General features: G+C 67.4%; 19 protein-coding genes. 6 read left to right on the forward strand and 13 right to left on the reverse strand.

Annotated features, from left to right (window positions below):
• Nucleotides 1-21: 21 nt before the first annotated feature.
• The 6 genes from G6035_RS05770 to G6035_RS05795 form a co-directional block, all read right to left on the reverse strand.
• The gene (locus G6035_RS05770; RefSeq protein WP_371130882.1) at nucleotides 22-729 is read right to left on the reverse strand and encodes an ABC transporter ATP-binding protein; all 708 of its coding nucleotides are present in this window, start codon (nucleotides 727-729) and stop codon (nucleotides 22-24) included.
• Nucleotides 722-1,609: an ABC transporter ATP-binding protein gene (locus G6035_RS05775; protein ID WP_176616130.1), complete on the reverse strand. Its 888-nt coding sequence runs from the start codon at nucleotides 1,607-1,609 to the stop codon at nucleotides 722-724. Before G6035_RS05775 ends, G6035_RS05770 begins: the two co-directional genes overlap by 8 nt.
• The gene (locus G6035_RS05780; protein ID WP_176616131.1) at nucleotides 1,606-2,823 is read right to left on the reverse strand and encodes a branched-chain amino acid ABC transporter permease; all 1,218 of its coding nucleotides are present in this window, start codon (nucleotides 2,821-2,823) and stop codon (nucleotides 1,606-1,608) included. Before G6035_RS05780 ends, G6035_RS05775 begins: the two co-directional genes overlap by 4 nt.
• Nucleotides 2,820-3,836 carry a branched-chain amino acid ABC transporter permease gene (locus G6035_RS05785; RefSeq protein WP_176616132.1) on the reverse strand — a complete coding sequence of 339 codons (1,017 nt, stop codon included), beginning with the start codon at nucleotides 3,834-3,836 and terminating at the stop codon, nucleotides 2,820-2,822. Before G6035_RS05785 ends, G6035_RS05780 begins: the two co-directional genes overlap by 4 nt.
• Nucleotides 3,837-3,968: 132 nt before the next feature.
• Nucleotides 3,969-5,201, reverse strand: coding sequence for a branched-chain amino acid ABC transporter substrate-binding protein (locus G6035_RS05790; protein ID WP_176616133.1), 1,233 nt, complete (start codon nucleotides 5,199-5,201; stop codon nucleotides 3,969-3,971).
• A 321-nt stretch (nucleotides 5,202-5,522) separates the two neighbouring features.
• Nucleotides 5,523-7,742 (reverse strand): NADP-dependent isocitrate dehydrogenase, encoded by a 2,220-nt coding sequence (locus tag G6035_RS05795; RefSeq protein WP_176616134.1) that lies wholly within the window; start codon nucleotides 7,740-7,742, stop codon nucleotides 5,523-5,525.
• A gap of 169 nt (nucleotides 7,743-7,911) precedes the next feature.
• Here G6035_RS05795 and G6035_RS05800 point away from each other — a divergent pair, with 169 nt between their 5' ends.
• Nucleotides 7,912-8,418 carry a ferritin gene (locus G6035_RS05800; protein WP_176616135.1) on the forward strand — a complete coding sequence of 169 codons (507 nt, stop codon included), beginning with the start codon at nucleotides 7,912-7,914 and terminating at the stop codon, nucleotides 8,416-8,418.
• 451 nt (nucleotides 8,419-8,869) lie between these two features.
• On the opposite strand, the gene purH is transcribed toward G6035_RS05800, so the two are convergent.
• The gene (gene purH, locus G6035_RS05805; RefSeq protein WP_371130871.1) at nucleotides 8,870-10,534 is read right to left on the reverse strand and encodes a bifunctional phosphoribosylaminoimidazolecarboxamide formyltransferase/IMP cyclohydrolase; all 1,665 of its coding nucleotides are present in this window, start codon (nucleotides 10,532-10,534) and stop codon (nucleotides 8,870-8,872) included.
• Nucleotides 10,535-10,610: 76 nt separating this feature from the next.
• On the opposite strand from purH, the gene G6035_RS05810 reads away from it, so the two are divergent.
• Nucleotides 10,611-12,158, forward strand: coding sequence for a glycoside hydrolase family 3 protein (locus tag G6035_RS05810; protein WP_176616137.1), 1,548 nt, complete (start codon nucleotides 10,611-10,613; stop codon nucleotides 12,156-12,158).
• A gap of 62 nt (nucleotides 12,159-12,220) precedes the next feature.
• On the opposite strand, the gene G6035_RS05815 is transcribed toward G6035_RS05810, so the two are convergent.
• Both G6035_RS05815 and G6035_RS05820 read right to left on the reverse strand, forming a co-directional pair.
• Nucleotides 12,221-13,168: a DUF559 domain-containing protein gene (locus tag G6035_RS05815; protein WP_176616138.1), complete on the reverse strand. Its 948-nt coding sequence runs from the start codon at nucleotides 13,166-13,168 to the stop codon at nucleotides 12,221-12,223.
• A 154-nt stretch (nucleotides 13,169-13,322) separates the two neighbouring features.
• On the reverse strand, nucleotides 13,323-14,201 hold the full coding sequence (locus G6035_RS05820) for a MurR/RpiR family transcriptional regulator (protein ID WP_176616139.1): 879 nt from the start codon (nucleotides 14,199-14,201) through the stop codon (nucleotides 13,323-13,325).
• Between the two features lie 130 nt (nucleotides 14,202-14,331).
• Here G6035_RS05820 and murQ point away from each other — a divergent pair, with 130 nt between their 5' ends.
• From murQ to G6035_RS05840, 4 genes are all read left to right on the forward strand, one after another.
• Nucleotides 14,332-15,321: an N-acetylmuramic acid 6-phosphate etherase gene (gene murQ, locus G6035_RS05825; protein WP_218062992.1), complete on the forward strand. Its 990-nt coding sequence runs from the start codon at nucleotides 14,332-14,334 to the stop codon at nucleotides 15,319-15,321.
• A gap of 22 nt (nucleotides 15,322-15,343) precedes the next feature.
• On the forward strand, nucleotides 15,344-16,420 hold the full coding sequence (locus G6035_RS05830) for a serine hydrolase (RefSeq protein ID WP_176616140.1): 1,077 nt from the start codon (nucleotides 15,344-15,346) through the stop codon (nucleotides 16,418-16,420).
• 15 nt (nucleotides 16,421-16,435) lie between these two features.
• Nucleotides 16,436-17,788, forward strand: a complete 1,353-nt coding sequence (locus G6035_RS05835; protein ID WP_176616141.1) for an MFS transporter — start codon at nucleotides 16,436-16,438, stop codon at nucleotides 17,786-17,788.
• Nucleotides 17,789-17,938: 150 nt separating this feature from the next.
• Nucleotides 17,939-18,238, forward strand: a complete 300-nt coding sequence (locus tag G6035_RS05840; protein WP_176616142.1) for a hypothetical protein — start codon at nucleotides 17,939-17,941, stop codon at nucleotides 18,236-18,238.
• A gap of 113 nt (nucleotides 18,239-18,351) precedes the next feature.
• Here the strand turns inward: G6035_RS05840 and purN are convergent, their stop codons facing one another.
• From purN to G6035_RS05860, 4 genes are all read right to left on the reverse strand, one after another.
• The gene (gene purN / locus G6035_RS05845; RefSeq protein WP_176616143.1) at nucleotides 18,352-18,915 is read right to left on the reverse strand and encodes a phosphoribosylglycinamide formyltransferase; all 564 of its coding nucleotides are present in this window, start codon (nucleotides 18,913-18,915) and stop codon (nucleotides 18,352-18,354) included.
• Nucleotides 18,916-18,959: 44 nt separating this feature from the next.
• Nucleotides 18,960-20,270, reverse strand: a complete 1,311-nt coding sequence (locus G6035_RS05850; RefSeq protein WP_176616144.1) for a DUF6350 family protein — start codon at nucleotides 20,268-20,270, stop codon at nucleotides 18,960-18,962.
• Nucleotides 20,271-20,487: 217 nt separating this feature from the next.
• Nucleotides 20,488-20,691, reverse strand: coding sequence for a cold-shock protein (locus G6035_RS05855; RefSeq protein ID WP_113717014.1), 204 nt, complete (start codon nucleotides 20,689-20,691; stop codon nucleotides 20,488-20,490).
• A 439-nt stretch (nucleotides 20,692-21,130) separates the two neighbouring features.
• The gene (locus G6035_RS05860; protein WP_176616145.1) at nucleotides 21,131-22,795 is read right to left on the reverse strand and encodes an acyl-CoA dehydrogenase family protein; all 1,665 of its coding nucleotides are present in this window, start codon (nucleotides 22,793-22,795) and stop codon (nucleotides 21,131-21,133) included.
• Nucleotides 22,796-22,815: the final 20 nt, after the last annotated feature.

Genomic DNA, 22,815 nt, shown 5'->3' on the forward strand with positions numbered 1-22,815 from the left:
AGGTTAACTTCCGTCAGCGGGTCAGCCGACGCCCAGGTAGGCCTCCTTGATGGCCGGGTTTGCCAGCAGTTCCTTGCCCGTGCCGCTGTGCGTGATCTCCCCGGTCTCCAGCACAAAGGCCCGGTGTGCCCGGGCCAGGGCCTGGTTGGCGTTCTGCTCCACGAGCAGCACCGTGGTGCCCTGGGTGTTGATCTCGGTGATGATCTTGAAGATCTGCCGGATGAACTGCGGGGCCAGCCCCATGGAGGGCTCGTCAAGCAGCAGCAGCTTGGGCCGGGACATCAGCGCGCGGCCGATGGCGAGCATTTGCTGCTCGCCGCCGCTCATGGTGCCGCCGAACTGCTTTTGGCGTTCCTTCAGGCGCGGGAACAGCGTGAACACGCGGTCCAGGTCCTCCCCGACGCCGCTGCGGTCCTTGCGGCCGAATGTCCCCATGTCAAGGTTCTCCAGGACCGTCATGGCCGGGAAGATCCCGCGGCCTTCCGGTGCCTGGGAGATCCCCTGCACCACCCGGATGTGGGCCTTCATCTTCGTGATGTCCTCCCCCATGAAGGAGATGGATCCGCCGGAGGGGTTCAACAGCCCGGAGATGGTCTTCATGGTGGTGGTCTTGCCTGCGCCGTTGGCACCGATCAGGGAGACGATCTCCCCTTCGTCCACCGTGAAGGACATCTCCTTGATGGCCTGGATCCGCCCGTAGTGGACGGAAATGTTTTTCAGCTCAAGCAAAGTCATCTTCGGGCTCCCCTAGATAGGCGGAAATGACCTTGGGGTCTTCCCTGATCACGGTTGGGACGTCGTCGGCAATTTTCTTCCCGAACTCCAGCACCACAATCCTGTCGGTCACCCCCATGACCAGCTTCATGTCGTGCTCAATCAGCAGGACCGTGTAGCCGTCGTCCCGGATGGTGCGGATGAGCTGCATGAGCTCTTCCTTTTCCGCCGGGTTGAAGCCGGCGGCCGGCTCGTCGAGGCACAGCACCTTGGGGTCCGTGGCGAGGGCCCTGGCGATCTCCAGGCGGCGCTGGCTGCCGTACGGCAGGTGCCGGGACAGCGTGGCGGCCTGGTCGGCGATCCCCACAAATTCCAGCAGGGCCATGCCCCGCTCGATCGCCGTCTTCTCCTCCTGGACGTGGCGGGGCAGCCGCAGCAGGGCGCCGATCACGGAGGTCTTGTGCCGCGCGTCGAGCCCCACCACCACATTTTCCAGGGCGGTCATCTCGCCGAACAGCCGGATGTTTTGGAAGGTGCGGGCCAGCCCGGCCCGGGTGATCTTGTGCTGCTTCATGCCGTTGAGCAGCCTACCCTCGAGCAGCACCTGGCCGCCGGTGGGCTTGTACACGCCGGTCATGGCGTTGAAGCAGGTGGTCTTGCCGGCGCCGTTGGGCCCGATCAGCCCCAGGATCTCCCCCCGCTTGATGGTGAAGCTGATGTTGTCCAGCGCCAGCAGGCCGCCAAACTTCATGGTCAGGTTCTTCACCTCGACGAGGTCGTCCCCGACACTGACGGCAATTTCGCGTTCCGGCGCGGCGGCCTCGGCCACCTCCGCCTCGACGCCGGCAACCTCGGTGTCCGCATGCCGGCCGGTTGCTTCCGTTGACTCGCTCATGAGGAGGCCTCCTTCCCCGGCCCGGGCTTGGCCTTGGCGGCCTTGGCATCGGCGGACGCCCGCACCGCGGCATAGGCATTGCGGCCATAGGCCAGCAGCTGTTGCCGGGCGGCCAGCAGCCCGTGCGAACGGTAGATCATGATCAGGACGAGGGCCAGGCCAAAGATCAGGTACTTGTAGTCGGCGATCGCCGTAAAACGCAGCGGAATGTAGGCCACAAGGGCCCCACCGAGGATGGCGCCGACCTTGTTGCCCGCCCCGCCCAGCACCACGGCGGCCACGAACAGCACGGAGGTGACGACGTCGAACTTCTGGTTGTTCACGAAGCCGACCTGCCCGGACATGAGGGCACCGGACAGTCCGCCCACGCCGGCGCCGATGGCAAACGCCCATACCTTGTACTTGAAGGTGGGGACGCCCATGGTCTCGGCAGCGTCCTCGTCCTCGCGGATGGCGATCCAGTTGCGGCCCACCCTGCTGCGTTCCAGGTTGCCGGCAAGCAGCAGCACAATGATCAGGATGGTCAGGGTGAGCCAGTACCAGGGCGTGCCGTTGGAGTTGGCAAAGATGGGCACGCCGCTGGCATCCGTTCCCGGCGGGTGGCCGACGTTTTGGAAGCCGACCTGGCCCTTCATGGCCGGGATGATCGTGGCCAGGATGCGGACAATTTCACCGAATCCCAGCGTGACGATGGCCAGGTAGTCCCCGCGCAGGCGCAGCGTCGGAACGCCGAGCAGCACGCCGAAGAACATGGTCACCGCCATGGCCACCGGAAGGGTCCACAGGTAGGGGATCTTCAGGAAGGTGGAGTCGGAACTGGTCAGCATGGCCGTCACGTATGAGCCGACGGCAAAGAAGGCAATGTAGCCCAAGTCCAGGAGCCCCGCATAGCCGATCACGATGTTCAGCCCCACGGCCACGAGCGCCCAGACGGCCATGGTCTGGCAGGCCAGTGCAAAGTCGTTGCCCGGTTCGGTGGAAATCAACGGCGGGTTGATGACCGGCAGCAGGTACGCCAGGATCACCACCAGGATCAGGAACGCCCACTGTTTTTGCCGTGGCAGCGCCTGCCACTTGTCGCCGAGGCCGCTGAACCAGCCCCTGCGGCGGGCTGCCGCGCTGGAGCCGGGCGGGAGCCCCACGGCCTCACGGTTTTCGGCCGCCTGGTCTCCTTTGGCGGTGTGAAGGGGTGTCGGCCCGTCTACCATGCTCATGCCTTGCTCCTTCCCAGCGAGGTGCCCAGGATGCCCTCGGGCCGCAGCAGCAGCACGAGCACCAGGACCACGAATGCAACAACGTCGGTCCACTGCGAGTTGCCCAGCAGGATCTGTCCGTAGTTGCCGATGAGCCCGAGGAGCAGGCCGCCGAGCAGCGCCCCCCGGACGTTGCCGATGCCGCCCAGGACAGCCGCGGCGAACGCCTTGATGCCCAGGATGAATCCGCCGTTGTACTGGACCCCGGAGGGGATCTTCATGACGTAGAACAATGCGGCCGCGCCGGCGAGGATGCCGCCGATCACGAACGTGGTGATGATGATCTTTTCCTTGTTCACGCCCATGAGCGTGGCGGTGTCCGGGTCCTGGGCCACGGCACGGATGCCGCGCCCGGTGCGGGACTTGCTGATGAAGCGTTCGGTGATGACCATCATGATCACGGCCGCGATGACAATGATCAGCTGCTGGTCGTAGATGAAGGTCCCGAAAACCTCAAAGATCGGCCGCGACCTGAACATGGTCAGGGCCGGTTCGGGGTTGGGTCCGCGGACCAGGAAGATCGTGTACTGGATGGTGAACGAGGCGCCGATGGCCGTGATCAAAAAGACCAGGCGCGGCGCGTTGCGTTTGCGCAGCGGTTTATAGGCCAGCCGCTCAAGCAGGAACGCCGTAAGCGCCGAGGCGCATATGGCCACGACAAGCGCCAACAGCAGGTTGACGATGATCGAGCCGATGGACAGGTTGGGTGCGGAGGGGCCGAAGCCGAGGAAGCTGAGCGTGAAAAACACGCCGTAGCAGCCCATGATGAACACTTCGGAGTGCGCGAAGTTGATCAGGTTGAGCACGCCGTAAACGAGGGTGTACCCGAGGGCCACCAGGGCGTAGATGGAGCCAAACGTCAGCCCGTCAAAGGTGGCGGACCAAAAGTTCTGCAACAGCGAGGGAATATCAAAGGTGATCCACGAACTGTCGGAGGCGGATGCGGGGAGCATTGTTAGGAGGGTGGGAATCATTCGGACATCCTGATCTTGGCAGCGCCCATGGCTTCGGATGGGCCGGCCGCTGCCGGTAGAGCGAACGGGATAGGGTGGCACGCAAAGGCTGTGGGCCGGAGGTCCCCCGTCCCACAGCCTTGTGCGCCTGAATTACTCGCCGATGGCGCCGATCGGGACGATCTTGCCGTTTTCAACCTTGTAGCCGTAGACGGTCGGGGCCTGGAGCTCGCCCTTGTCATTCCACTTGTAGTGCTTGCTCAGCCCGTCCTTGTCGTAGGACTTGACCCAGCTCAGCAGCTTGGCGCGGTCCTGGTTGCCGGCGTCGATCCCTGCCAGCAGCACGGTGGCAGCGTCGTAGCCCTCGATCGAGTACGTGCCCGGTTCCATGTTGTTTGCTGCCTTGTAGGCAGATTCGAAGGTCGGGATCAACTCGCCCGGGATGCAGGGGCAGGTGAAGAACGCGTTGGCCGAGGCGTCGCCGGCCTGCTTGATGAACTGGTCATCCTTCAGGCCGTCCGGGCCGATGAACGTGCCGGTGAAGCCCTTGGCCACGAGCTGCTGGTCAAACGGGGCGCCTTCGGCGTAGTAGCCCGAGTAGAAGACCGCGTCGGCCTTGGCGTTCATGATCTTGGAGATCGTGGCCGAGAAGTCCTTCTGGCCGGTGGTGACCTTGTCGGTGCCGATCAGGGCCGAACCGAGTCCGTCCGAGGTGGTCTTGCCGAGGCCGATTCCGTAGTCGGAGTCGTCCTGGACCAGGTAGACCTTCTTGGCGCCGAGCTTGCCGGTGATGAACTTCGCAGCTGCCGGGCCCTGGACGGCGTCGTTGCCCAGGCCGCGGAAGAACGTGGTCCAGCCGTTCTGGGTCAGCGTCGGGTTCGTGGCGGCGGGGGTGATGTGGACCAGCTTCTGCTGCTCGAAGATGTTGCCGGTGGCCTTGGACTCGCCGGAGAACGGCAGGCCCACGACGCCGATGATGTCGGCTTCCTTGGTGGCCTGGGTGACGGGGCCGGTCGCCTTGTTCGGGTCGCCTTCGGTGTCAAACTTCTTGAACTGGACCTGGCAGTTGGCGTTGGCCTTGTTGTGCTGGGAGACGGCCAGCTGGACGCCGTTGAAAATGTTGATGCCCAGCTGGGCGTTGGCCCCCGTTTCGGCGCCAATGTAGGCCAGCGTGGTGGTGGCCGGGCAGGTGGCCTTGCCATTGCCCGCGGGCAGGACGGCGTCCTTCGGGGTTTGGATGGAAGTCAACGCGGGAATGTTGACGGTGGTGGAGCCTCCACCGGCGCTTCCGCTGCTCTGGGGTGCGGCCTGATTCGCACACCCTGCCATGAGCATGCCAAGGGTGGCGGCTGCTGCGAGGGTGGTCATCACTTGCTTACGGTACATAGATTCGCCTTCCGGACTATGTCGCAGAGTCCCGGTGGACGTCCTCGTCCCCCAGGTTTCCCTGCTCTTCACGAGATCTGACATTACCCGCAAGTATGTGGTCCGGGACACATTTAGCGTAAAGATCTGATAACGGACGGGAGAATTTTGCGGTGAACAGGGCGACGGCGGCGCCCGGGGACAATAAAAGCCCGCCTCCGGTGGGAGGCGGGCTTTTATCTTGCCTGCGGACGGTGCTTGGGCGGGGCGGTTTCAAGGTCCCGGCGGGCTCGACCGCCGGGGTTTGTGCCGGCTCGACCGGCGGGGTCCCGACCGGCGGATTTAGGCCAGGGTTTCGATGGCCTTGTTCAGCGTGGCGGACGGGCGCATGATGGCGGCAACCTTGGCTGCGTCCGTGCGGTAGTAGCCGCCCAGGTCGACCGGGGAGCCCTGCACCGCGAGCAGTTCGGCAACGATGGCTTCCTCGTTGTCCGTCAGGTCGGCGGCGACGGCGGCGAAGGCTGCGGCCAGTTCGGCGTCAACGGTCTGGGCGGCCAGTTCCTGGGCCCAGAACTTGGCCAGGTGGAAGTGGCTGCCGCGGTTGTCGATCTCGCCGACCTTGCGCTTAGGGGACTTGTTCTGCAGCAGGAAGGTGCCGGTGGCGCGGTCCAGGGTGTCGGCCAGGATCTGTGCCCGGGCGTTGCCCTTGGAGACGGCCAGGTGCTCAAAGCTGACGGCCAGTGCCAGGAATTCGCCCAGGCTGTCCCAGCGCAGGTGGTTTTCCTTGATCAGCTGCTGCACGTGCTTCGGTGCGGAGCCGCCGGCGCCGGTCTCGAAGAGCCCGCCGCCCGCAATGAGCGGGACGATGGAGAGCATCTTGGCGCTGGTGCCCAGCTCCAGGATCGGGAACAGGTCGGTCAGGTAGTCGCGCAGCACGTTGCCGGTGACGGAGATGGTGTCCTCGCCGCGGCGGATGCGCTCCAGCGTGAAGGCAGTGGCCTTCTCCGGGGAGAGGATGCGGATGTCCAGGCCCTCGGTGTCGTGCTCCTTCAGGTACTCCTTGACCCTGGTGATGAGGTTGGCGTCGTGGGCGCGGGTCTCATCCAGCCAGAACACGGCCGGGGTGGCCGAGGCGCGTGCACGGGTGACGGCAAGCTTGACCCAGTCACGGACCGGGATGTCCTTGACCTGGCAGGCGCGCCAGATGTCCCCGGGGGCAACTTCGTGCGAGATGAGCACGTCGCCGGCGGTGTTGGTGATCTGCACGGTGCCGGCCTCGTCGAGGACGAACGTCTTGTCATGGCTGCCGTATTCCTCGGCGGCCTGGGCCATGAGGCCCACGTTGGGGACGGTGCCCATGGTGGTCGGGTCGAAGGCGCCGTGGGCGCGGCAGTCGTCGATGGTCACCTGGTAGACGCCGGCGTAGCTGCTGTCCGGCAGGACGGCGAGGGTGTCGTGTTCCTTGCCGTCGGCGCCCCACATGTGGCCGGAGGTGCGGATCATGGCCGGCATGGAGGCGTCCACAATCACGTCGGAGGGCACGTGCAGGTTGGTGATCCCCTTGTCGGAATCGACCATGGCCAGGGCGGGGCCCTCGTCGTACCCCTTCTCGATGGCGGCTTCGACGCCGGCGCGGGCATCGGCCGGCAGGGCGTCCAGGCCGTTGAGGATGGAGGCCAGGCCGTTGGCGGGGCTGAGGCCGGCCTTGGCCAGGGCGTCGCCGTAGTTGGCGAACAGGTCCGGGAAGTAGGCCTTCACGACGTGGCCGAAGATGACCGGGTCCGAAACCTTCATCATGGTGGCCTTCAGGTGTGCCGAGAGCAGGACGCCGTCTTTCTTGGCGCGGGCCACCTGGGCCTTGAGGAACTCGTCCAGGGCTGCAGCGTTCATGACCGTGCCGTCCACGATCTCGTCGGCGAGCACCGGGAATGAGTCCTTGAGCACGGTGACGGTGCCGTCGGTGGCGACGAACTGGATCTTGATTTTGTCGTCGGCCGGGATCACCACGGACTTCTCGTTGTGGCGGAAGTCGCCGGCGGACATGGTGGCCACGTTCGTCTTGGAATCCGCGGACCAGGCACCCATGCTGTGCGGATTGGCCTTGGCGTAGTTCTTGACGGAGAGGGGTGCGCGGCGGTCCGAGTTGCCCTCGCGCAGCACCGGGTTCACGGCACTGCCCTTGATCTTGTCGTAGCGGGCGCGGACGTCCTTTTCCTCATCCGTGGAGGGGTCGTCCGGGTAGTCCGGCAGTGCGTAGCCCTGGCCCTGGAGTTCGGCGATGGCGGCCTTCAACTGCGGGATGGACGCGCTGATGTTCGGCAGCTTGATGATGTTGGCATCGGGGTCCTTGGCCAGGGCACCCAGTTCAGCCAGCGCATCCTCGATCCGCTGGTCCTCGGCGAGGTAGTCGCCGAAGACGGCGATGATGCGGCCGGAGAGTGAGATGTCGCGGGTCTCGATCTCGACGCCTGCGGTCGAGGCGAACGCCTGGACAATGGGCAGGAGCGAATAGGTCGCCAGCATGGGCGCTTCGTCGGTGTGGGTGTAGATAATCTTGGCCATGGGTGAGGCGTCTCCTACAAAATTACAACGGTGGAATGCGAAAATGATTTCGTTTTCTTCCCCTCCAACTTACCCGAATGGGCCCCTCTGCCGTGTATCGGCGGGGAGGGGGCCTGCTTTGTGACCCGAACACCTGACAAGTCACCGCGCAGTAAGTAGCGTGGATCACATGGAACTCAAAGGGAAATTCGCAGACGCAGTCAACGACCAGGTCACCATGGAGCTCAAGGCCGCCATGGTGTACCGCCAGCTGTCCATCGAAATGGACTTCAGGAACCTGCCCGGCATGGCCAGCTGGTTCCTGATCCAATCCGGCGAGGAGCTGGGCCACGCGCAGAGGTTCACCGACCACATGGTTGACCGCGAGGCTTGCCCCAGGATTGAAGCCATCACGGCCCCCAATCTCACCATCAAGTCGCCACTGGATGCCTTCAAGGCCGCCCTGGACAACGAGCAGCAGGTCTCCGATTCCATTCGCAACCTGTACCGGATGTCCCAGGAAACGGGCGACATCGACTCGATCCCGCTGCTGAACTGGTTCATCAACGAACAGCTCGAAGAGGAGTCCTCCGTCAGTGAAATCATTGGCCGGATCAACCTGATTGGCGACGACGGCGACGGCCTCCTGCGCCTCGATGCCGAGCTCGGCACGCGCACGCCCGATCCGGACAAGTGAGCCGGGTTTCTTAAAGTACGACGGCGGCCGGGCGTTGACCTGCTGGTTCACGCGTTGCTGCACGGCCTGCTGGTGGGCACCATGGTGCACGTCCACTCCGGCATCCGGCCCGGATTCAGGCGCTGCCGCCGGATCCGACGGCCTTCCGCGCAGCCGGCGCACGACCAGCGCCGCCAGCAATGCCACCACAATGGGCGCAAGGACGCCCACCGCCACGACCACCCAAACTGACATCGTTCCCACTCCCCCGGTGGATTGCCGTCTTGATGTTGCTTTCCACACAGCATGCCATCCCCGACAGACATTCCCGGCATTGTGGCACTTAAAGGGCGCCACCGAATTTGATGGTGCACATAATGTGCGTCAGGCGCCCGACAGGTCACCGAAGCTGCACCACCGAATTTGATGCTTGCATTCGGTGGTGCAGCGGAAGCGCCCTGGGGCGATCAACTCAGTGGAAGAAGTGCCGGGAACCGGTGAAGTACATGGTGACGCCGGCCGCGTTGGCGGCCGCGATGACTTCCTCGTCGCGGATGGATCCGCCGGGCTGGACCACGGCGCTCACGCCGGCGTCGAGCAGGATCTGCAGGCCGTCGGCGAACGGGAAGAACGCGTCCGAGGCGGCAACGGAACCGACCGCGCGCCTTTCGGAGACGCCTTCGGCACCCGCTGCGCCGCCGGCGGCGTCAACGGTGGATTCCACCTGGACACCGAGCGTGTTGGCACGCTCCACGGCCAGCCTGCAGGAGTCAACGCGGTTGACCTGGCCCATGCCGATGCCGACGGTGGCGCCGTCCTTGGCGAGCAGGATCGCGTTTGACTTGGCGGCCCGGACGGCGGTCCAGGCGAATTTGAGCTCGGCCAGCGTGGATTCGTCGGCGGCGGGGCCTGCGGCGAGCGTCCAGTTGGCGGGGTTGTCGCCGTCGGCGTCGATCCGGTCGCTCACCTGCACCAGCATGCCGCCGGAAACCTGGCGGACCTCTGCCGGGTAGCGGCCGTAGCCGTCGGGCAGGGCCAGCAGGCGGACGTTCTTCTTCTTGGACAGGATTTCCACGGCTTCGGGTGCAAAGTCCGGGGCGATGACAACTTCGGTGAAGATGTCCTTCACGGTCCGGGCCATGCCGGCGGTGACGGTGCGGTTGGCGGCGATGACGCCGCCGTAGGCGGAGACGGGGTCGCAGGCGTGGGCCTTGCGGTGGGCGTCGGCGATGGGGTCGTCGGCATCCGCGGAGGCCACGGCCACGCCGCAGGGGTTCGCGTGCTTGACCACGGCCACGGCGGGGCCGTCGAAGTCGAACGCTGCGCGCAGGGCGGCGTCGGCGTCGACAAAGTTGTTGTAGCTCATGGCCTTGCCGTGCAGCTGGTCCGCCTGCGCAATGCCGGCCGGGGCGGCCTGGTCCACGTAGAGTGCGGCCTGCTGGTGGGGGTTTTCACCGTAGCGCAGCACCTCGGAGCGTTCCAGCGAGTAGCCGGCGTACGCGGGCCACTCGACCACGCCGTCGCCGTCCTCGTCCAGGAACTGGGAGGCCGTCCAGGACGCCACGGCGTTGTCATACGCCGCCGTGTGGGCAAAGGCGGCGGCAGCCAGGCGCTGGCGGGCGGCCAGCGTGAAGCCGCCTTCGGCCGCGGCAAGCACCACGTCGGCGTACTTGGCGGGGTCCACGACGACGGCCACGGACGGGTGGTTCTTGGCCGCGGCGCGCACCATGGAAGGGCCGCCGATGTCGATCTGCTCCACTACGGCGTCCTGCTCCGCGCCGGACTTCACGGTGTCCACGAACGGGTAGAGGTTCACCACCACCAGGTCAAACGGCTCCACGTGCAGCTCTTCAAGCTGGCGGACGTGGTCGGGCAGGCGGCGGTCGGCCAGGATGCCGGCGTGGACCATGGGGTGGAGGGTCTTGACGCGGCCGTCCAGGCACTCCGGGAAGCCGGTCAGCTCCGACACTTCGGTGACCGGGACGCCCGCGGCGGCAATCCTGGCCGCGGTGGAGCCGGTGGAAACGATGGCAACACCGGCGGCGTGCAGCCCCGTGGCCAACTCCTCCAGCCCGGTTTTGTCGTAGACCGAAATCAGGGCCCGGCGGATTGGAACACGGTTAAGTACGCTGGTCACAGAATTTTCTCCAGGGGTTGGTCGATGATGGCGACAGCTTGAGTTTATGCCACTACCACCGGGTAGGCTGTCAGCCATGGCCCTCCGTGACCCGCACCACTGCCCCGCAGCCGGCCTCAGCCGCCTGGTCAACGCCGTCATCTGGCCCGGTTTTGTGGGCGCCACGGTCCCCGGGTGGCTGGACCGGGCGTTGCGCGACGGGCTGGCCGGGGTGGTCTACTTCAGCCACAACATCGACCCCGACGTCCCCGGACAGCTCCCGGCACTCTCTGCCGCCATCCGGGCAGCCAACCCGTCCGCCGTCGTCGGCGTGGACGAGGAAGGCGGGAACGTGACCCGGCTCCAGTCACGTGGGGGCTCCGCCATTCCCGGCGCGGCGGTGCTGGGCGCCCTGGACGATGTGGAGGTGACGGCTGCGGCGGGGCGGGCGATCGGCGGCCTGTGCCGCGCCGCCGGGGTGAACCTGGCCATTGCGCCCGTGGCCGACGTCAACACAAACCCGCTGAATCCGGTGATCGGCGTGCGTGCCTTCGGTTCCTCCGCGGCGCTGGTCAGTGCGCACACTGCCGCCGCGGTGGCCGGGATCCAGGCGGCGGGCGTCGGAGCCTGCGCCAAGCACTTTCCCGGGCACGGTGACACCGTGGCGGATTCCCACCTGGACGTGGCGCGCGTGGAACTGACCCTGGCGCAGCTGCGCGAGCACCACCTGCCGCCATTCCAGGCCGCGTTCGACGCCGGCGTGGCCGCCGTGATGGGCGCCCACATCGTCGTGCCCGGGCTGGGCGACGCGCCGGCAACGTTGAACCCGCGGGCCGGGGCCCTGCTGCGCGACCTTGGCTTCGGGGGCCTGCTGGTGACCGACGCCCTGGACATGGCCGCGGTGCGGGCCACCGTCGGCCCGGGCGAGGGCGCCGTCCTGGCGTTGCTGGCCGGCGCCGACCTGCTCTGTGTCGGCAACCCGCTGAACGCCTACACCACCGGGCGCGACGACGAGGCCTGCTACACCGAGGTTTTTGACGCCGTGTACAGCGCCGTATCCTCCGGCCGCCTGCCCGTCGAGGTTTTGCAGGCGGCGGCCGGGCGCGTGGCGGCCTTTGTGCAGTGGTCGCAGGAGGCTTCCCGGTGCGGTGAAGGCGGTGCGTGCGAGGACGGAGAAGTCGATTGGGTGGACGTGGCGGCCCGGGCCTGCCGCGTGGACCCTGGGGCGGGGGCCGTGGCGTTGGCCGGTCCGGACGCCGTCGTCACGCTCGTTGACGCCCGCACCGCGCCGAACATGGCGGCCGGGGCCACGGACAACTTTCTCGCCACGGCGCTGCTGGAGGGTTACGAGGTCTGCGTCCCCGACGTGTCGCTGCTGAGCGCGGAGGATCTCTCCGACCTGGTCTCCGCCGCCGCCTCGCAGGGCGAGCCGGTGCTGGTGCTGGTCGATGCCCTGTCCTCGCCGATGCAGCAGGCCACCCTGGCCGCGGTGGCCGCCGTCGCACCCCGCGCCCTGTGCATCAACGCCGGACTGCCCCCCGAACCCGGCACCGCCACCGGCACCGCCCTGTCCACCGTCCACTGCCACGGCTTCAGCCGCGTCAGCGCCGAGGCCGTGGTCCGCCTCCTCACCCCTGCCCGCTGAGCAACTGGGTCGCACTTGTTACCGTTTCGCGGGGGAAAATCGACGATTTTCGGTAAGTAGTGCTACCCAGTTGGGCCGGGCTTGGGGCGCCAGCCGCGGCTTTGCAACGCCCGGCGGATTTTGCGCACCGCGGCCTTGGCGTCGTCCTTCATGTGTTCCTTGCCGATGCGGACCTCGATCCACCCTGCGGCCTCGTAGTCTTCCTGGCGGCGGATGTCGCGGACCTGCTGGTCGGTCCCGGCGTGGGTGCCGCCGTCGTATTCCACGGCAACCCGATAGCGGGGGAAGGAAGCGTCCGGGGTGCGCGAGCGGCCGCCCGCCAGCTCAACCCTGACGTTGATGTCCGGCTCCGGCAGGCCGGCGAACCCCATGGCCAGGCGGAGGTGCGTCTCCTGGGCCGAGTCCGAGCCAACGCGGGCCAGGTTGAGGGCGGCACGGGCCTTGCGGATGCCGGGGGTGCCCTTGTGGCGGTCCAGCAGGAGTTCAAGGTCCTTGCGCGTTGCATACGGTGCACTGCGTCCCTCGAACTCCGGGCGCGGAACACGGATCAGGTGGTCCGCCACCACCACCAGTTCCGCCACGCCCATTCGGCGCGCACAGTCCAGCCAGGTGCGGGCCCTTGTGGTAATCCACAGCCCGTTGAGGCATTCCACCTCGTCGTCGCGGAATTCGGTCCGGTGGCCGGTGACGCCGGTCCTGCGGGGAATGGCGTGCGGTTTTTGCCGCGCTATGTGAATCTTTTCCGGATGTGCCACCGGCAGGAACCCGGGGAATGCCCAGATGGCGAAGGCCGTGGCGTGCGAGGCCGCCGAGTACCCGGTGACGAACGTGTACGGCCGGGTCAGCAGGGCCAGGGGCAGGTCTTCGTCGCTGAAGGACTTGATGCCACGGCTCAGCCCGGCCACGTCGGCATGACGCAGGCGGCTGTAATTGACGCCGAGCTCGGCGGCCTGGCGGGTGGTGAAGGGCCCCGTCAACAACGCCGGCGGGACCACTGGCTGCTGGAACATCCTTCCATCATGGCAATTAGCGCGGGGCCGCGCAGAAAGTTATCCACAGGTGCCCCCGGTCCCACCATGTAGGTCGCAATAGTTGCAGGATTTGCCGGAAAAACGCCGCGAAATCGGTAATAAGTGCGACCCAGTTGGGGCCGGGGACCCGGGCTCAGGCGCGCGAGCCGCCGGTGTCGGTGCCCACGACCGCCTGGTGCGTGGCAGCAAGGGCGGCCACGGAGCGGTCGTAGCGGCGCTGGGCCACGGCAACGAACAGGCAGTCGACCACGGCCAGCTGGGACATCCGCGAGGCCATGGCCCCAGACCGGAAGGCCGTCTCGCGGACCATGGTGGCCAGGCACACGGACGCCTCGGCGCCGGCCGGGGATGCCGGCGCATTGGTCACCAGCAGTGCCGGAGCGCCCGACGCCCGCGCCAGCCGGAGGAATTCGACCACCGACGCCGTCTTCCCGCCGTGGGAAAACGCCACCGCGACGTCCCCGGCCGTCATGAGCGAGGCGCCCATCAGGGCATTGTCCGCGTTGCCGAAGGCGGACACGTTCAGCCCGATCCGGAACAGCTTGTAGCGCAGGTCCTCAGCCACCACGGCGCCGGCCCCCACGCCGTAAACATTGATCCGGCCGGCGGCAGCAACCAGCTTCACGGCCCGTTCCAGTGCCGCGAGGTCCAGGTTCCTTGTGGTTTCCTCCAGCCCCATGACCTCGGAGAAGCGGATCCGCTCCACCATGTCCGCAAGGGAGGTGCCGGGGCTGATGTCGTCGCCGAACGCGGGATCGCGCACCTCCGCGGCGGCTGCGCTTTCACGTCCCAGCTCGGCGGCCATTTCCAGGCGCAGCTGCGCATAACCGGCCAGCCCCACGGCCCGGCAGAACCGCACCACCGTCGGATCCGAGGTGGAGCACATCTGTGCCAATTCCGTCACCGTGTGAGACAGGACCACGGAGGGGTCGGCCAGGATGACGTCCGCAACCCGCGCGGCCGCGGGAGTCAGCGACGACCGTTTCGCGTAAATGACAGATTGAATGCTCAATGGGTCCTCCCGGCCGTGGTTCCCTCATTGTAGGGGCCTTCTGCCGCACAGTTGGTAAATAATTTACAATCGTTACAGAAGGCCGTAATCCGAACTACGGCCCACCCTATTGCTGCAGGGAAGGCGCGCCTTGACCACTTCCAGGACCACCCCGGACCCCGTGCCGAACGCCGCCCCCGCCCCGGCAGGCCACCCCCAAGCCCCCGGGGACATCCGCGCCGAGTTGCGCACCCTCGTCACCGAGCAGCCCAACCCCGCCCACCCCGACCTGGCCGCCCTCAGCACCGCCGAACTTGCCGCGGCCATGAACGCCGAAGACGCCCTGGTCCCGGCAGCGGTGCAGCGCCACGTCCCCGCCATCGCAGCGGTCATCGATGAAATTTCCCACCGGATGTCCGACGGCGGCCGCCTCATCTACGTGGGTGCCGGCACCCCCGGCCGGCTCGGGGTCCTGGACGCCAGCGAGTGCCCGCCCACCTTCGGCACCGACCCGGCGCAAGTGGTGGGCGTCATTGCCGGTGGCGGCGCGGCCGTACGGCAGGCCGTGGAAAATGCCGAGGACAGCGCGGAAGCGGCGCAGCAGGCCATGGCTGCCCTGCAACTGGCCAAGAATGATTCGGTGGTCGGCATCGCGGCGTCCGGCCGCACCCCGTACGTCGTCGCCGCCGTCGCTGCCGCACGCCGCCGGGGCGCCTATACGGTGGGCTTTTCCTGCAACGAAAACTCCCCCCTTGGCGCTGCCGCGGACGCCGCCCTGGAGATCGAGGTGGGCCCGGAAGTGCTCACCGGCTCCACGCGGCTGAAGGCCGGCACCTGCCAAAAACTGGTGCTGAACATGCTCAGCACCATCACCATGGTCCGCCTGGGCAAGACCTACAAAAATTACATGGTGGACCTGCGCGCCACGAATGAAAAGCTCCGCGCCCGCAGCGCACAAACCCTGATGCAGGCCACCGGATGCGACTCCGCCACCGCCGCGGCGGCCCTCGAAGCCGCCGGCGGCCACGTCAAGGCCGCCATCCTCGCGGTCCTGACCGGCCTCCCCGCGGCCGAATCCGCCGCCCTGCTCGAACGCAGCGGCGGCTTCCTGCCGGCTGCCCTCGCCGCCGGGACCCCCTGAACCACGACGCCGGAGCCCACCCATGCCTGCACCTTACGAACGCCTGACCACGGAAATACGGCACCTCCTTGGCCGGGCAGTTGCGGACGGCGTGGCACCGGCGGCGGGCTGCGCCGTCGTGATTGCCGGGGAAACGCTGCCTGCCGTCACGGCCGGGACCGCCGCACCGGGCACCTTTTTTGACCTCGCCTCGGTGACCAAGCTGTTCAGCACCGTCACCATGCTGTCCCTGGTGGACGGCGGCCTGCTGGAGCTTGACACCCCGGTCGGGGAACGGCTGCCGGCCTACGCGCAGGGCGGGAAGGCCGGTGTCACGCTGCGCCACCTGCTCACGCACACCTCGGGCCTGCCCTCGGAATGGCGCGGCTGGGAAAGGACGCTGGCCCGGGGCCGGTCCTTTGAGCGCATCCTGCTCATCGACGACCTCCTCGGCACCGCGCTGGAGGCCGCGCCGGGAACACGCTTTGCGTATTCGTGCGCCGGCTTCAACACCGCAATGGCGCTGGCCGAACACGTTACGGCGATGCCGTGGGCACGGCTCGTCGAGGACCGGGTGCTGGCCAGGCTCGGCACGGACGGCATCACGGGCGCCCCGGATCCGCAGCGTTGCGCCCCCACCGAGTACCAGCCGGAACTGGGCCGCGGGCTGGTCCGCGGCATTGTGCACGACGAGGCGGCGTGGTCGCTCGGCGGTCTCAGCGGCAACGCCGGCATGTTCGCCACGGCCCCCGCGCTGGCCGTGTTCGGCGAGGCCCTCCGCACCGGCCTGGCCGGCATCCTCTCCGCCGGCCTGGCCGACGAGATGTGGCGCAGCCAGCTCCCGGAGGTGCTGGGCAGCCATTTCAACCCGGCCGACCCCGGCTTCGGCCACGGCCTGGGACTGCGCATCAACCAGCAGCCGTGGATGGGATCGGCCGGGCGCGACGCCCGCGGGCACGGCGGGTTCACCGGCACCTCCCTGCTGGTGGACAAGGAAAACGGAATCACGATTGCGCTCCTGAGCAACCGGGTGAGCCCCCGCCGGGACGGCGATGACGCGACGGGCCTGCGCCAGGCGGTGTCCGACGTCGTCTATTCTGGTAGAAGTGACTTTAACTAACCGGGGGTAAGTGCCATGGGCACAAACACGGCAACAGCCACCGGCGATGCGGTGGTCCAGGAACTGCCGTGGCGCTGGCGCGTGCAGGGCAGCATCTTCATCATCGGCGGGCTCGGCTTCATGTTCGACGCCTGGGACGTGGCGCTCAACGGCTTCCTGATCCCGCTGCTGTCCAAGGAATGGGGGCTGGTTCCGGGGCAGGCCGCGTGGATCGGCGCGGCGAACCTGATCGGCATGGCCGTGGGTGCCTTTGTCTGGGGCTCCATTGCGGACGTGATCGGGCGCAAGACGGCGTTCACCCTGACCCTGCTGGTCTTTTCGGTGTTTACCGTGCTGGGCGCCGTCTCCAACGACATCGTGCTGTTTTGCGCATTCCGTTTCCTGGCCGGGTTCGGGCTGGGCGGGTGCATCCCGGTCGACTACGCCCTGGTGGGCGAGTTTACGCCCCGCAAACACCGCGGCCGGGTGCTGACGGCCATGGACGCGTGGTGGCCGGTGGGCGCGTCGCTGTGCGGCGTCGTCTCGGCCGTGCTCATGGCCTCCTTCGACAACTGGCGCCTCCTGATGCTGGTTTTGGTGCTGCCGGCGCTGCTGGTGTTCTGGGTGCGCCGGCACGTGCCCGAATCGCCCCTGTTTTTGGTCCGTGCGGGACGGCCCGCCGAGGCGGAGGCCGTCATTGGGCGGCTGATTGAGCGCACTGGCGTACAGGTGGGGCCGTGGCGGCTGCCGGATCCGGCCGACGTGCCACGGCTGTCGATGGGCAGCGTCACCGGGCAGCTGGCCGGGTTGTGGCGCTTCAACTGGCGGATCACCGGCATTGCCTGGTCGCTGTTCCTGACTGTCCTGCTGGTTTATTACGGTGCCCTGACCTGGATGCCGTCCATCCTGGTCGCCACCGGCTATGCGGAGAACAAGGCCTTCATCGCCACGGCGTCGATGACGGCCATCGGCTTCCTGGGCGTGGTGGCCGCGGCGCTGCTGGTGGAGCGCGTGGGCCGCAAATGGATCCTGGCCGTCACGGGCCCCGGCGCCGCGCTCTCGCTGGTGGTCTTCGCCCTGGTGCTGAAAGCCCCCGCTGCCGCACAGCTGTGGCTGCTGGTGTTCGGCTTTGTGGTCCAGGTGGCCATCCCGGTGCTGTACACCTACGTCTCGGAGCTGTATCCGACCCACCTGCGGGCCACCGGCTTTGGCTGGGCGTCCACCATGTCCCGTGTGGGCGCCGGGCTGGTCCCCCTTATCTTCGGCTCGCTGCTGTGGCCGGTGCTGGGCCTGCCGCTGACGTATGCGCTGACCGGTGCGCTGGTGCTGCTGGCCGTCCTTTGGATGGCCTTCGCCGCCCCGGAAACCAAGGGCGCGCCCCTGCACTGATACGCAGGGTACGGCCCGGGCACCGCCCTTGCATGGGCCGGATCAGCCCGGCCGGCGAAGTCCGGGACACTGTCAGCCTGCCGCTCAGGCTTCATCCATTTTCAGCCGGTAGTGTTGGCTGCAAATCCAACTCTTGTCTTGAGGAGAATCATGGGCGCCCTGCTTCCCACCGTTTTCACCACTGCCGGCCTGATCGGCGGCTTCCAGACCGCCCGCTCCACCAAGAACCGCCAGCTGGGCGGCGCCGTCCTGGCCGCTGCCGGTGCGGCTGCGTTCCTTGGCTGGAAGAAGAACGCCGGTGCCGGCACCGCGGCCGCCCTCACGGCCACGTACCTGGCCGCCTTCGGCGCGTCGCACCCGCTGGCCAAGAAGATGGGCGCCTGGCCTGCCGTCTACACGGTCACGGGTGCCACGGCCCTGGCCTCGCTGCTCCTGGGCCGCAAGCGCTAGTAGGCCCTCCGCCCCGCACGCGGTCAATCTGTGTTGCAGGACTTCGACGAAAAACCCCGTTTTTCGGGCAAATCCGTCCAACAAGTGCAACACAGACCGGAAGAACGGCGGAGTCAGGCGCGGGCGAGGTCTCCCAGGACCTTGACGAGCAGTTCGCGTTCGGCCACCTTGATGCGTTCGTGGAGGGTTTCCTCGGTGTCGCCGTCCAGCACCGCCACGGGGGTCTGGGCGATGATGGGGCCGGTGTCCACGCCGGCGTCGGCAAAGTGGACGGTGCAGCCGGTGACCTTCACGCCGTAGGCGAGGGCATCGCGGACCCCGTGGGCGCCGGGGAACGCGGGCAGCAGGGCCGGGTGCGTGTTGACGTAGCGGCCCGCGAACGCGTCGATGAAGCCCGGCGCCACGATGCGCATGAAGCCGCTGGAAAGCACGTAGTCGGGCTTGTAGGCGGCGACGGCATCCAGCAGCGCGGCATCCCAGTCCGCGCGGGCCGCAAAGTCCTTGAAATTGACCACAAAGGTCTCCAGGCCGGCGGCGGCGGACCGCTCAATGCCGAAGGTGCCGGGGCGGTCGGCCCCCACCGCGGCGATTTCCATGGGCAGTTCCCCCGCGGCGACGGCGTCGATCACCGCCTGCAGGTTGGAGCCGGTCCCGGAAACCAAAACAACTATGCGCATGGGTCAATGTTAGGCGCACGCGGCGGGCCGGCCCTATTCGAGGGCTAGGTGCGGTGCGAGAGTTGCGGCGCGGCCGCCTTGCCGGCTTCCAGCCACGGCCCCAGCAGTGAGCCCAGTACGACGCCGGCCCCCACCTCCGCGCCCAGCCAGGCTGCCGCCGCCAAGGGGCTGGGCCCCACCTCGGTGAGCCGGCCAAGTCCCACGGAGCCGCCCGACAGCCAAAACACGATGCAGCCCAGCACGGCCGCCACCAGGCCCACGGCCACGCCCAGGACCAGCGTGGAACCCGGCAGGGAAAGCCACCGCTGGCGGACCTTCATCGACAGCCATTCGTCAAAGTGGTTTTCGCCCGTCCGCACGAACCACCAGCCGGCCAGCATGCCTGCCGCCACGGGAACGGCAAGGGCCGCGAACCCCCAGGTGAGCGCGCCGGTGGGCAGTGCGGCCAGCACCGGCAGGGGCGGGACGGGCGCCACCGAGGTGCCCAGCGGCGAGACGGTGGAGCCCGCGCCAAGATTGAAGCCCGCGCCGGTGGACCAGGCCAGCGACCAAACGGCCAGGTTCGGCATGAAGCTGAGCTGTCCCAGTGTCAGTGCTGCACCGCCCGTGCCCCCGGCGCGCATGCCCTGGTAGACGGTGGCCATGTCCGTCCAGCGGGCCATGAGGTTGATGGCCAGCAGCAGCGATGCGGCAGCCAGGGCGGCCGCCAATGCCACAAAGCCCGAACGCGCCGCAGCCCAGGCGTAGGACCCGGCCCAGCGTTGGTCCTGGCTGGTCTTGGCGATCCAGTCCGCCGCGTTGACGCCGATCAGGCGCCCCCACGAACCGGCTTCGCGCCTGGCACCGATCACCAGGCCCAGTCCGGCGGGGATGAGGGGAACCAGCATGCTGGCCAACAGCGACGCATCGGCGTCGGGGGTGTTGCAGACAAATGCGGTGGCCAGGCCGGCCGCGGCGTAAACCGTCAGGGCGCCCAGCAACGGCTGCCAGAGCTGGTCCGTGTAGGAGGCGCGGGCGAGCCGCCGGCCGGCGCGCCAGGAGAGGAAGAACGGGACCAGGACCAGGCCCAGGGGCAGCAGGTCGAAGGTGCCGTTTTCCACGGAGGCGGAACTGGGGCCGTTGGTGACGCTCAGTGACAGGGGCACGCCGTGCATGACCAGCCAGAATTTCCCCGCCAGCCGCGCGACGACGGACATGTCCTGTTCCGCGAAGCCGCCGGTAAACCATACTGCCGCCAGTGGAACAACCAAGACGAGGGCCGAGATAACAAAGACCTGGGCCGCCTCGAAGGCCCCCTGCAGCCCCAGCGGCATGGGAAGCCCGTCTCGTTGGCCGCGGGCAGCATTCGTATTCATCGTCTTCCATGGTGCCACACGGAACCGGCAACATCCCTGAGAAGCGCCGCGGAACGGTCAGCGCAGGGATGCTCCGGCGTCATATAAGGGTCCGGACGGGACTGCGGTCCGCACGGGGACGTTAAAGACGAATAGGGCCCGGATAAACCGAACCCTATTCGCACCAGCCTCGAAGACTAAAGTAATTGCACGGTTGCCCGCGCGGTTACCTTAGAAATTAGAGGGCCTGGATGTTGACTGCCTGGGGACCCTTGGGACCCTGCTCAACATCGAAGGAAACCTTCTGGTTCTCTTCGAGGGAGCGGTAGCCCGAGGAGTTGATTGCGGAGTAGTGCGCGAAAACATCCTGGCTCTGGTCATCGGGGGAGATGAAGCCGAAGCCCTTTTCAGCGTTGAACCACTTGACGGTACCTGTTGCCATTATTTCTATTTCCTTCTGAAGTTGGAGATTCCGCCCGACCTTCGGGCCTCCTGTTTACGGTTGAAGTCCGCTTCTCCAGAAAAGCGACGTCGTCCCGAAGGATGGCGTCGCTTCAACTACAAAAAACGCAACACTACAACTACGTCCAAGTATACATACCTCTTTCTGAAACGCCAGTAATTAATGAGAGGTGCGTCACTGTTTGCCTGCCGTTCATCAACCGCCCCGGGGAAAGGCGCCGGATCCAGCGATATTTGGGCGCCGGCGGCGTGACGCGTCACTCAGCGCGACTTTTAAGTTCACTTGGATTTAACGCCACGCCACCGGGCCCGTCCGGGCCTTTTCCGCCGAAAGTACAGAAGTGGCGGCCACGCCCCGACCCGACCCGCCAGAGCCGTACACCCACCGGCGGATCCAAGGTCCCGGGCCCGTAATGCGCTCACGTCCGCGCCAAAATCCCCGGAACGTCGCACGACGCCGGGAGGTTGCCGTAGTTGAAACACCTGTCCGGTCCCAGCCGGGAGTGGACGAACGCGTCCGCCACCGCGGGCGGCGCGTACCTGACCAGCAGCGACGCCTGAAGCGCCAGGGCCATCTTCTCCACCAGGGTCCGTGCCTGGCCGGCAAATTCCGCCGGCGCCGCCCGGACCGGAACCACGGCCTCCCGCAATCCGGCCGCGAAGCCGTCAAACATGGCGTGGGAACCGGAAGCCGCCCGGAGCTCGGCAAAGAAGGCGTCGACCGACTCCGGTTCGGCGGCCATGGCCCGCAGCACGTCCAGCGCAATGACGTTGCCCGTGCCCTCCCAGATCGCCATGACCGGCTGCTCCCGGTAGCGCATGGCCAACGGGAAGTCCTCAATGTAGCCGTTGCCGCCCAGGCATTCCATGGCCTCGTAGGCATGGTTGGGTCCGCGCTTGCACACCCAGTACTTGGCCACGGCTGTTGCGAGGCGCCGGAAGGCACGCTCGGCGGGGCCGGCGTCGTCGTCAAAGGCACGCGAGAGGCGCATGCCCACGGCGGCCGCCGCCTCGGCTTCCAGGGCCAGGTCCGCCAGCACATTGGCCATGGCCGGCTGGTCCACGAGCCGGGCCCCGAACGCGCGGCGGTGGCGGGCGTGCCACGCGGCCTCGGCCACGGCCTGGCGCATGCCGGCGGCCGTGCCGAGCACGCAGTCCAGCCGCGTCTGCGCCACCATGCCCATGATGGCGCGCACGCCGTGGCCCGGCTCGCCGATCCGCCAGCCGTGCGTGCTGGCAAATTCCACCTCCGACGACGCATTCGACCGGTTGCCCGCCTTGTCCTTGAGCCGCTGGACCAGGAACGTGTTGCGCTCTCCGTCCGGCAGCACGCGCGGGACCAGGAAGCAGCCGGGTCCGGCGTCGTCCCGGGCCAGGACCAGGAACGCGTCGGACATCGGCGCGGAACAAAACCACTTGTGCCCCGTGAGCAGGTGGTGGTCCGCCCACGGAACGGCACGCGTGGTGTTGGCCCGCACGTCCGAGCCGCCCTGCTTCTCCGTCATCGCCATCCCGAACAAGGCACCGCGCTTGCCCGCAGCCAGCTCCGGCGAATACTCGCGCGAATAGAGCCGCGGCAGCCACTCCCCCGCCAGCTCCTGGCTCAGCCGGAGCGGCTCCACCGCGGCATGGCTCATCGAGATGGGGCAGGCGTGGCCCGGCTCCACCTGCGCAAACAGCATGAACACCGCGGACCGCAGGGCATTCGCGCCCGCCCCCGGATCCGCCCATGCCGAGGTGTGGGCGCCCGCCGCCACCGCCTGCCCCATGATCCGGTGGTAGGAGGGGTGGTATTCCACCTCGTCGATCCGCTGCCCGTACTTGCTGTGGGTGTGCAGGACGGGCGGGTACGTGTGGACCAGCCGGGCGTCGTCCTGGAACTGCGCCGAGCCGACGACGGCGCCCACCCGTTCCAGCTCCCCCGTTGCCCGTGCGCCTGCCCTGCCGATTGTGGCGAGGTAGTCCCCCAGCGGTAGGTTCGTGCTGAATTCGTTGATGTCCACGCGCGGCGGCGGCTGGTTGAACACCTGGTGGGTGGGACAGGTGGCGGGTGCGGCTGCGGCGCCGGCGTCATCGACGGTCATGGCTTCAGGCTACGCCGCCC

The sequence above is a fragment of the Arthrobacter sp. SDTb3-6 genome, assembly GCF_013376095.1.
In the GTDB taxonomy this organism is placed as follows: Bacteria; Actinomycetota; Actinomycetes; order Actinomycetales; family Micrococcaceae; genus Specibacter.